Origin of the sequence: uncultured Streptococcus sp. (genome assembly GCF_963516515.1) — a bacterium.
In the GTDB taxonomy this organism is placed as follows: Bacteria; Bacillota; Bacilli; order Lactobacillales; family Streptococcaceae; genus Streptococcus.
The window spans coordinates 1-10,196 of the sequence record NZ_CAUQCJ010000051.1; the positions used below are offsets into that span (position 1 = coordinate 1).

The 10,196-nt window shown below is 42.6% G+C and carries 9 protein-coding genes; 4 read left to right on the forward strand and 5 right to left on the reverse strand.

Annotated elements, in window-relative coordinates:
* Positions 1-418: 418 nt before the first annotated feature.
* Positions 419-1,027 carry a hypothetical protein gene (locus RYL77_RS08345; protein ID WP_315010709.1) on the forward strand — a complete coding sequence of 203 codons (609 nt, stop codon included), beginning with the start codon at positions 419-421 and terminating at the stop codon, positions 1,025-1,027.
* A gap of 86 nt (positions 1,028-1,113) precedes the next feature.
* On the opposite strand, the gene RYL77_RS08350 is transcribed toward RYL77_RS08345, so the two are convergent.
* From RYL77_RS08350 to RYL77_RS08370, 5 genes are all read right to left on the reverse strand, one after another.
* Positions 1,114-1,317 (reverse strand): hypothetical protein, encoded by a 204-nt coding sequence (locus tag RYL77_RS08350; RefSeq protein ID WP_315010695.1) that lies wholly within the window; start codon positions 1,315-1,317, stop codon positions 1,114-1,116.
* Between the two features lie 189 nt (positions 1,318-1,506).
* Positions 1,507-2,211, reverse strand: coding sequence for an MIP/aquaporin family protein (locus RYL77_RS08355; RefSeq protein ID WP_050390553.1), 705 nt, complete (start codon positions 2,209-2,211; stop codon positions 1,507-1,509).
* A gap of 69 nt (positions 2,212-2,280) precedes the next feature.
* Positions 2,281-4,107 (reverse strand): type 1 glycerol-3-phosphate oxidase, encoded by a 1,827-nt coding sequence (gene glpO, locus RYL77_RS08360; RefSeq protein ID WP_315010942.1) that lies wholly within the window; start codon positions 4,105-4,107, stop codon positions 2,281-2,283.
* 181 nt (positions 4,108-4,288) lie between these two features.
* Positions 4,289-5,797: a glycerol kinase GlpK gene (gene glpK, locus RYL77_RS08365; RefSeq protein ID WP_315010943.1), complete on the reverse strand. Its 1,509-nt coding sequence runs from the start codon at positions 5,795-5,797 to the stop codon at positions 4,289-4,291.
* Between the two features lie 159 nt (positions 5,798-5,956).
* Positions 5,957-7,384 (reverse strand): helix-turn-helix domain-containing protein, encoded by a 1,428-nt coding sequence (locus tag RYL77_RS08370; RefSeq protein WP_315010944.1) that lies wholly within the window; start codon positions 7,382-7,384, stop codon positions 5,957-5,959.
* A 164-nt stretch (positions 7,385-7,548) separates the two neighbouring features.
* Here RYL77_RS08370 and hslO point away from each other — a divergent pair, with 164 nt between their 5' ends.
* From hslO to RYL77_RS08385, 3 genes are read left to right on the forward strand one after another with little or no spacing between them, the layout of a single operon-like run.
* A complete protein-coding gene (gene hslO, locus RYL77_RS08375; RefSeq protein WP_000357854.1) occupies positions 7,549-8,421 on the forward strand; it encodes an Hsp33 family molecular chaperone HslO in 873 nt (290 codons plus the stop codon).
* A complete protein-coding gene (dusB, locus tag RYL77_RS08380; RefSeq protein WP_315010945.1) occupies positions 8,408-9,388 on the forward strand; it encodes a tRNA dihydrouridine synthase DusB in 981 nt (326 codons plus the stop codon). Before hslO ends, dusB begins: the two co-directional genes overlap by 14 nt.
* 1 nt (position 9,389) lies before the next feature.
* Positions 9,390-9,941: a cysteine hydrolase family protein gene (locus tag RYL77_RS08385; protein ID WP_315010946.1), complete on the forward strand. Its 552-nt coding sequence runs from the start codon at positions 9,390-9,392 to the stop codon at positions 9,939-9,941.
* Positions 9,942-10,196: the final 255 nt, after the last annotated feature.

The window sequence follows — 10,196 nt, forward strand, 5'->3', positions numbered from 1 at the left end:
GGTGCCCACGGAGGACTTACACCTCAGATATACGACATGCCCGTCGTACTACAAACAAATCGGAGGTGTTAGCCTCCAATTTGTTCTATTTATTTTTTATGGTTTTTTATTGTAAAGTAGACCCAACCGAATGAACATAGGTTGTCGAAAGCAAATGTAAAAACTGCAAGGATGATAGCTCCTGTATCTAAATAACCTCTTTCAAGACCGTTTTTCAACAACAACAAGCCTGTAGTTTCGACAAAGATCAAAAATAAAAATATATATAAAATTTTCACATTAAGCATATTGTTACCGCTTTCTTTTTATTTGGTTTTATTGTATAATAAAAGTTGAAAAAAATCAAAAATAAAAAGGAGTTTCCGTTATGTCTAAGATGTTTAAATGCATGTGTTTGCTAGTTATGTCTATTTTCTGTATGTCTAGCATTTCCCCGTCGCTTGTTGTTTTTGCTGATGATAGCTTATCGGCAAACTCTAAAGTTGTATCTGGTGAGGCTCAGTTTGAGAATGGCTCATCAGTGCGGTTCGGAGATACGCAAGTAAATATTTTAAGTGATGAAGTTCTTGAGGTGGTCAATCCAGATGGAAGTGTAGACACTATTGAACAACGTGCTGATGGTGTCTATGTCAATGGGTCATTCTATATGGCTTATCAAAAGAATGAAATCGACCTAAATATATCTTTTAGATCATACGATCCTAATGTTTGGAATTACGTCAACACAATACATGGGAATAAACTAGCCAACACATTCGCTAACTTCATGATTCAAACTGGAATATCCGCGTTTTTTGCTATTATAGGTTCTATGGTGGGTGGCCCATGGAGTGGCATAATTAGTGGAGCATATATTGGTACGCAAGCTTATGAGAGTTACTTGGAGTCACAAAGCCCATATCCATACTACATAACAAATACTTATATCCATGTTGCTCAAAGAAAATGGAAGTTTATCACTGGATACTATAGAAACTCAGATTATACTGGGTATGAAAAAACCGAAACAACCTACGTGAATTTCTAAAATATAAACCCTGCCTTTATATCTAGGCAGGGTTTATATTTTAGTTAATTGCTCAAGTAATTTGTAAGCATAATACTTGCGAAACTCTATTTGCTCAAGCAGTTCAAAAGCTCTTGTTTTTTATCCTCAAGCTCAGCTCTCCTTTGCTCGATTTCTTCACGTTTTTGGGCGATTTCTGCTTGCGCCTCGGGAGTTTCCAAAGTGCCTTGTGACTTGTGAAATTCTACTAGCATATCAACGATTTTTGGGTCTAATTCATTGACATAATCAGGATTTGACCATTTCGGCATGTTGCTTGCAGGTGCTTGCTTTTTACCGCCTTTTTTGGCGTTTTGGCTTGTTGTTCAGCTTTCTGACTGTAGTTGACCTCGTGGAATTTTCGTGCTTGATATGATGCGTTTTATTATGAGAAGATTTACTTCATTTTTTGCTGAAATTGGGCTCTTGCCCAAGCTCTATCAACATAGTTGTTTTCCAAATTAGAAAAGTGAGAATACAAGCACGGCCAAGGCTGCACCGATAACAGGGCCTACAACTGGAATCCAAGCGTAAGACCAGTCTCCGTCTCCCTTGTTTGGAATTGGCAAGATGCTGTGCATGATACGAGGTCCAAGGTCACGCGCAGGGTTCAAGGCATAACCTGTTGTCCCACCTAGTGATAGACCGATACCGACAATCAAAGTTCCGACTGCAAATGTTCCTATACCTGCCTGAAAATCGTACAGCCCTAAAGCAAAGATTGTCAACACCAAAACAAAGGTTCCAAGGATTTCGCTAATCAAGTTAGAAACTGTATCCTTGATAGCTGGACCAGTACTGAAGGTTGCCAGGATATTGCCTGCATTTTCTTCTGCCTCATAGTGCGGTTTGAATTGCAACCAAACCAAAATCTGACCCAGCATAGCCCCTGCGAACTGAGCTAAGATATAAGGGAATACTGATGCCCAAGGCAAACCACCTTTTAAGGCTACACCAATAGTCACAGCTGGGTTTAAATGAGCTGGACTGAGCTTGCCAGATACAAAGACCGCAACTGCAACCGCAATCCCCCAACCCATGGTAATCACAATCCAACCTGCACTGTTGCTCTTGGTTTTAGGAAGAACCACACCTGCTACAACACCGTTCCCTAGAAGAATCAGGATTAAAGTCCCTAGAAATTCTCCAAATAATTCATTCATCATCTTTCTGTCTCCATTAAAAAGAAGGGACGGGCGACAAGGAATGCTACCCTCCACCTCTTTTCCTTTTTCTTAATTTTTTAATTCTGCTAAATCGTTGTTAGCGAGAGCTGCTTCGACATCCGCACGGTAGACTGCTTTTTCTTCTTCTGACCAGTCATAGAATCGTCCCATTTCATCCAAAACTGGCTCAACGATGCTATCCAAGCTATCACGCATAAAGAGCATGTGGTTGGTACGACGAAGGAGGAAGTCAACTGGGCTAAGAGCCAACTCATTGCGCATTGCATAGTGAAGGGACAAGGTATCTGCCAAGCTGAGTCCTGGCGCTTGTTCCAAGCTGTGAGCAAGGGCAAAGACTTTCGGTGCATTTGAACCATAGAGATTTGCTAGGTAATGAGCTTCCTTGCTATCCAAACCACGTGATACTCCAAGTTGCGCAAAGGCTTCGATTTCTGAGTCCACATTTGCTGGGTTCAATTCTCCACCTGAAACAGGGTAAGTCTTAGAGTTGATGAGTTTAAAGCTACGGTCAAATTCTGCTTTGAGGATGTCAACCACGCGCTCCATAGCTCCTTCAGCCATCTTACGGTAGTCTGTGATTTTACCACCAGCAAGGGTCAAAAGACCATTATCATCACGGTCCAAGCTCGAACCACGAGAAACTGCAGATGGATCCAAATGTTTCTCAGATGTGCTGCTTTCAAGCTTGCTGACAGCAGATTCAACATCTTCACGCGTTTTTTCTTTAGAGAGATAAGATTCAACAGTCGCAATCAAGTTGTTAAAGCTTTCATCACTGATGGTTCCGTTATTTCCTCCATTGTAGTCAGAAGCGCTATTGCCTGCGATCAATGGACGAAGACCTGCCCAGCTACTTTCGATATCATCAATGGTGATGTTGGCTTCTGGGAAGCGGTTGTTGACAATGCCAAGTAGATAATCTACATCTTCCTGCGTCACTTTTGGATGTTCCAAATCGCCTGTGTAGTCTGTATCCGTTGTACCAAAGTAAGTCTTGTTTTCACGTGGGAGAACAAAGACCATCCGACCGTCACCCAAACCTGTGTCAAAGTAAACTGGCTGTGAAACCTTGATCTTACTTGAATCCACTACCAAGTGAACTCCCTTGGTTGGACGCATTTGTGAGAATTGTGTTCCCTTATTAGACAAATTGCGTACCTTATCGCTCCAAGGACCTGTCGTATTAATAACCAGACGGGCCTTGATTTCAAAGACTTGGTCTGTCAACAAATCACGAGCTACCACACCTGTAATCTTGCCACTTTCGTCAAAGAGGAAGCCTTCTGCCTTCACGTGGTTGGCAATGAGGGCACCATCTTGGTTGGCACGTTTGATGTTTTCAATCACGAGACGCGCATCATTGTTACGGAAGTCAAGGTAAACCCCACCTCCTACCAAGCCTTCTTTCTTCAAGTTTGGTTGGCGTTCCAAAACTTCTTCCTTGCTCAAAACCTTGTTGGCAGCTGGCGTGTTATTAACCCCTGCCAAAAGGTCGTACAAATCCATGGCTACTTTAAGACGGAAGAGACTAAATGTTGCTCCATCCTCATCATATACTGGCAAGAGCATTGGGTCTGGTTTTGGAATATGTGGTGCAATTTGTTGGACCACTGCACGTTCTGAAACCGTATCTGATACAACTTCTACGTCAAATTGCTTAAGGTAACGCAGTCCCCCATGAACCAATTTAGTTGAACGGCTAGATGTTCCTTCTGCGAAGTCTTGCATTTCAATCAAACCAGTATCTAGACCACTAGCTGCAGCCTGTAAAGCTACACCAGCCCCTGTGATCCCCCCACCGATAATCAAGAGATCCAAGGTGCGTTCCTGCATTTTTTTAATTGATAATTCACGTGTTTTCTTTGAAAATTCCATATCTACACACTTTCTAATTAAGTCGCTTTATTCTTCCAGTATTATACTCTTCGAAAATCTCTTCAAAGCACGTCAGCGTCGCCTTACCGTATGTATGGTTACTGACTTCGTCAGTTCTATCTGCAACCTCAAAGCAGTGCTTTGAGCAACATGCGACTAGCTTCCTAGTTTGCTCTTAGTATTAGTCATCGATTTCCGCAAAGACTTGCGTTGCTTTCACAGCCTTCTTCCAGCCCTTGTAGAGTTGTTCCTTGCGCGATTCGTTCATGGATGGTTCAAAGAGTTCTCCTGTCTCGTTCAATAGTTTCAACTCATCCAAGTCCTTCCAGTAGCCTACTGACAAACCTGCCAAGAAGGCTGCCCCTAGAGCTGTTGTTTCCAAGTTTTTGGCGCGTGCGATGTCAATTCCCAAGATGTCAGCTTGGAACTGCATGAGGAAGTTGTTCATAGCTGCACCACCGTCTACTTTCAAGACCTGTATAGCTGTCTGAGCATCCACTTGCATGGTGTCGATGATATCACGTACTTGATAAGCGATAGATTGCAAGGTTGCCTTGATAAAGTCTTCTTTACTTGTTCCACGAGTCAAGCCAAAGACAGAACCGCGAGCGTTTTGGTTCCAGTATGGAGCTCCTAGACCTGTAAAGGCTGGAACGACATAAACTTCATCATTGTTGTGAGAATCACGAGCGTATTTTTCAGATTCTGGTGAATTTTCAACCATGCGAAGACCGTCACGAAGCCACTGAATAGCACTTCCTGCGATGAAGATTGAACCTTCCAAGGCATAGTAAACCTTGCCATTGATTCCGTAACCAATGGTTGTCAAAAGGTTGTTCTCAGACAACTGCATCTCTTCCCCAGTATTCATGATGATGAAAGAACCTGTTCCATAAGTATTCTTGACCATACCTGGTTCAAAGGCCAACTGTCCAAAGAGGGCTGCTTGTTGGTCCCCAGCCATACCTGAGATTGGCACTTGTCCACCGTAGAAATGGAATGGCGCTGTCTTACCGTAAATTTCAGAGTTAGAACGAACTTCTGGAAACATAGCCTTAGGAATGTTGAGGATTTCCAAAATCTCATCATCCCATTTGAGTTCTTTAATGTTATAAAGCATGGTACGAGCTGCATTTGAGTAGTCCGTCACGTGAGCCGCACCGTCAGTCAATTTCCAAACCAACCAAGTATCGATGGTACCAAAGAGCAATTCCCCTTTTTCTGCTCGCTCTTGAGCGCCTTCTACATGGTCCAAAATCCAACGAACCTTGGTAGCAGAGAAGTAAGCATCGATGATCAAACCAGTCTTTTCATGGAATTTTTCCACATAACCTTGACTTTTTAGTTGTTCAGCCAGAGGAGCTGTCTGGCGTGACTGCCAAACGATAGCGTTGTAGATAGGGAGCCCTGTTTTCTTATCCCAAACGACCGTTGTTTCACGTTGGTTGGTAATCCCGATTGCCTCAATCTGACTTGGTTTCACACCACTTTCGATGAAAGCACCCGCGATAACTGACTGGACGGAGTTCCAAATTTCATTAGCATTGTGCTCAACCCAACCTGCTTGAGGGAAAATCTGAGTGAACTCTTTTTGACTCGAGCTAACTTTTTCTCCTTTTTTGTTGAAAATAATGGCACGAGAACTTGTAGTTCCCTGGTCAATAGCCATGATGTATTTTTCTTGTGACATGTGCTGTCCTCCTGATAAAGATCTTGAGGATGTCTCCTCTTTACAGTAACTAGTATACAAAATAAAGCGCTTTCTTGTTTATCAACTTTTTTTAATTTTTAAAAAAATGTGAGGAGATTGTGTGAATTTCACAAAAAAGGCCTGGAAGAACCAAGCCTTTTAAGTGAATAATAACTGACGAATCGCCGCCAAATCTTCCATATCCAAGTCATTTTTTAAATAATAAACTGGTGTTTGTTCCTTCTTATGAATCGGGTTATTGGTAACCAGCAAATCATAATGTCGAGTTCGGTCATAGGCTTCAATGGTAATAAAACGATTGTATTCCAAATACCGTTTCAAAATGGCTGCCATCCTTGAAAAGACAAGAAAACCAGATGTCAAATCCAGACCAATCCGCATATGCTGGCCACCATTTTCAGCCATATATTCGATTAACTGGAGCCATTCCCAGAGAATTTTCTTATCCAAATCCGTCCCCTGCTGAAAGGCAGGTAGAGCATGAAAAATCTCCTCTGTCGTTCCCCTAAAATCATGTTCCATCAGCAAATAAGGATGGCGATTCTCTAACTGGTACTTGTAGCGATCCTGTAAAATATAGCCCTTATAGAGATAGACTTGAGCACAAAGCTGACTGAGTTCATAGGTGACATGGTCCTCTGTATAACCGCCCAGCAACTCCTCCTTCTTCATTTCTTGAATCAATTGCGTCAGCAAATCTGCCAACTGCCCTCCAAAACCAAGGATATACTCCATAGTATGAAGAGGAAGAATGCGATGAGATAGGAGGAAAGAGAATAAAATCATCATCTCCCCATCCTCAGTTCCGAGAGGGATGTGTTGCCCAGCAAAAAAGGACGGAGCCTTTCGATGCAAACGAAGGTAAAAAATATTGTCAAAATAGCCATGCATTTTCTCTTCTATGACTTGAAACTGACAGGCATTGACCCGAAGACGTTGTTGACTGATGTGAGCCCAGAGAATCAAATCTAATTTCTGCCCCGAAGACAAACTCGCACCGCAGATTTCTTCTAGTGTAGCAATTTCCTGTTTTCTCTCTGGTTTCTGCATGTGACCTTCCCACTCCTGACTGGACCAGACCTTGCGGAAAAGACAGAAATAGAAATAGCGAATCTGATGCTCTGGACCTCGCCAACGTCCATTTTGGATGGATAAATCAAATTCTGACAAAATCTGATTTAAGCTAGCTAAGTGACGGCCAAGCGTAGCCTCACTAATCATCAATTCTTGAGCCAGCTGATGGGCTAAAAACTGTTGGTGGTAGAGAAGATAGACCAAAATCTGGTATTTAACAGCATTCTCCAAAAACAAGCTCCGAATATCTCTCCCCTTGGTAGCTGCACCGATTGATAGACGCAGATTTTCATCTTCTAAGTGAATAGTCAGCTCTAAGCCACTATCCAAAGCCTTATCATTGAGCAGGGTGACATATTTGGTTAGGGTTGCTTTTGAAAATCCTGTTTCCTCCATTACAGCCTTGACGGTCGTCTGAGACTCTTGTAATAGAAAGGAAAGGATTGAAAATTGGCCAGATTCAGCCTTTTCCATCAAATCTCCTAAATACATTTGTTACCCCTTTCATTTTCTACCTTAAGCATAGCATAAATCTTACAAATGCTGAAATAATCTGTTTCTCTTTTTATTTTCATGCTGATTTCCTGGTCCATTATCCTAAAAATCAGCAAACACACGGCTCCCTCTTTGAGCATTTTTATGCTAAAATAGTAGATATGGATAAAATTATTAAAACTATATCAGAAAGCGGAGCCTTTCGTGCTTTTGTCCTTGATAGCACAGAAACCGTCCGTACTGCTCAAGAAAAACACCAAACCCAAGCTAGCTCAACTGTAGCGCTTGGTCGAACTCTTATCGCTAGCCAGATTCTCGCAGCCAATGAAAAAGGAAATACCAAACTAACAGTTAAGGTGCTGGGATCTAGCTCTCTAGGTGCTATCATCACCGTCGCTGATACCAAGGGGAATGTCAAAGGTTACGTTCAAAATCCTGGTGTTGACATCAAAAAGACTGCAACTGGTGAAGTTCTAGTCGGACCTTTTGTTGGAAATGGTCAATTCCTCGTTATCACAGACTACGGTACTGGAAATCCTTACAACTCTATGACTCCTCTCATCTCTGGGGAAATCGGTGAAGACCTTGCCTTTTACCTGACTGAAAGCCAACAGACCCCTTCTGCAGTCGGTCTCAATGTCCTTTTAGACGAAGAAGACAAGGTCAAGGTTGCAGGTGGTTTCCTAGTTCAAGTCTTGCCAGGAGCCAAGGAAGAAGAGATTGCTCGCTTTGAAAAACGCATCCAAGAAATGCCAGCTATCTCTACTCTTCTCGAAAGTGAAGACCATATCGAAGCCCTCCTCAAGGCAATCTACGGTGACGAGGCCTACAAGCGTCTTTCTGAAGAAGAAATCCGTTTCCAATGTGACTGTAGCCATGAGCGCTTTATGAACGCTCTTGCTAGCCTTCCAAGCTCAGACTTACAGGAAATGAAAGAGGAAGACCACGGGGCAGAAATCACTTGTCAATTCTGCCAAACTACTTACAACTTTGATGAAAACGACCTGGAGGAACTCATTCGTGACAAATCTTAATACACCCTTTATGATTGGCAATGTTGAGATTCCCAATCGTACCGTTTTAGCGCCCATGGCCGGTGTGACAAACTCAGCCTTTCGTACCATCGCAAAAGAGCTTGGGGCTGGACTCGTTGTCATGGAGATGGTCTCTGACAAGGGAATCCAATACAACAACGAAAAAACCCTGCACATGCTTCATATCGATGAAGGCGAAAACCCTGTTTCTATCCAACTTTTTGGTAGTGATGAAGACAGCCTCGCACGCGCAGCAGAATTCATCCAAAAAAACACCAAAACCGATATCGTAGATATCAACATGGGCTGCCCAGTTAACAAAATCGTGAAGAATGAAGCTGGAGCTATGTGGCTCAAGGATCCAGATAAGATTTACTCTATCATCAACAAAGTCCAATCTGTCCTTGATATCCCTCTTACTGTCAAAATGCGTACAGGCTGGGCTGACCCATCTCTTGCCGTAGAAAATGCCCTCGCTGCTGAGGCAGCAGGTGTTTCTGCCCTCGCCATGCATGGCCGTACCCGTGAGCAAATGTATACAGGTCACGCAGACCTTGAGACCCTTCACAAGGTCGCTCAAGCTTTGACCAAGATTCCATTTATCGCCAACGGTGACATCCGTACGGTCCAAGAAGCCAAACAACGCATCGAAGAAGTTGGTGCTGATGCAGTCATGATTGGCCGCGCTGCCATGGGAAATCCTTACCTCTTCAACCAAATCAACCATTACTTTGAAACAGGAGAAATCCTACCTGATTTGACCTTTGAGGACAAGATGAAAATCGCCTACGAACACTTGAAACGCTTGATTAACCTCAAAGGGGAAAATGTCGCAGTTCGTGAGTTCCGTGGCCTCGCTCCTCACTACCTCCGTGGAACATCTGGCGCTGCCAAACTCCGTGGAGCCATTTCACAAGCTAGCACCCTGACAGAGATTGAAGCTCTCTTACAATTGGATAAGGCTTAAAATGGTTCATACTGCTCTACTGATTATCGATATGCAAAAAGCATTTGATAAACCTATCTGGGGAGAACGGAACAACCCTCAAGCTGAACAACAAGCATTGAGGGTACTGGCATACTTTCGTAAACACGCTCTTCCAGTCTTACATGTTCAACACATATCTGACAATCCCCAGTCGCAATTTCATAACAAACAAAATCAGGAGTTTAAAAGTGGATTTGAACCAGTTGCTTCCGAACCTGTCTTTCAAAAAACGGTTAATAGCGCCTTTATTGGAACAAATCTTGAAACATATTTACGAAAAAATCAGATTGGTCATTTAGTCCTTGTTGGTTTGACTCTGCCTCATTGTGTATCTACTACGACACGAATGGCAGCAAATCTTGGTTTTGAAGTCACTTTACTAGCAGATGCTACTGCCAGTTTTACCCTCTCTAACAAAAACGGTCAAGCCATCTCTCCTGAGACTATCCATGAGATTAATCTCCTTTCTCTACAAGATGAGTTTGCTCAAATTCTTACTACAGAAGAATTTTTAACCCAAGTACAAGTATAAAATAATCCGTCAACTCTTATTGAGCTGACGGATTTTGAATACAGTAATGTAGTGAACCGAAACACAAATAGGTAAATTTGGACCTTATACTCTTCGAAAATCAAATTCAAACCACGTCAGCGTCGCCTTACCGTACTCAAGTACAGCCTGCAGCTAGCTTCCTAGTTTGCTCTTTGATTTTCATTGAGTATTAGAACTGGTGATTAACAATTATTCATAAATGTCTATAGATTCACTCAGAACTGACCATACTAG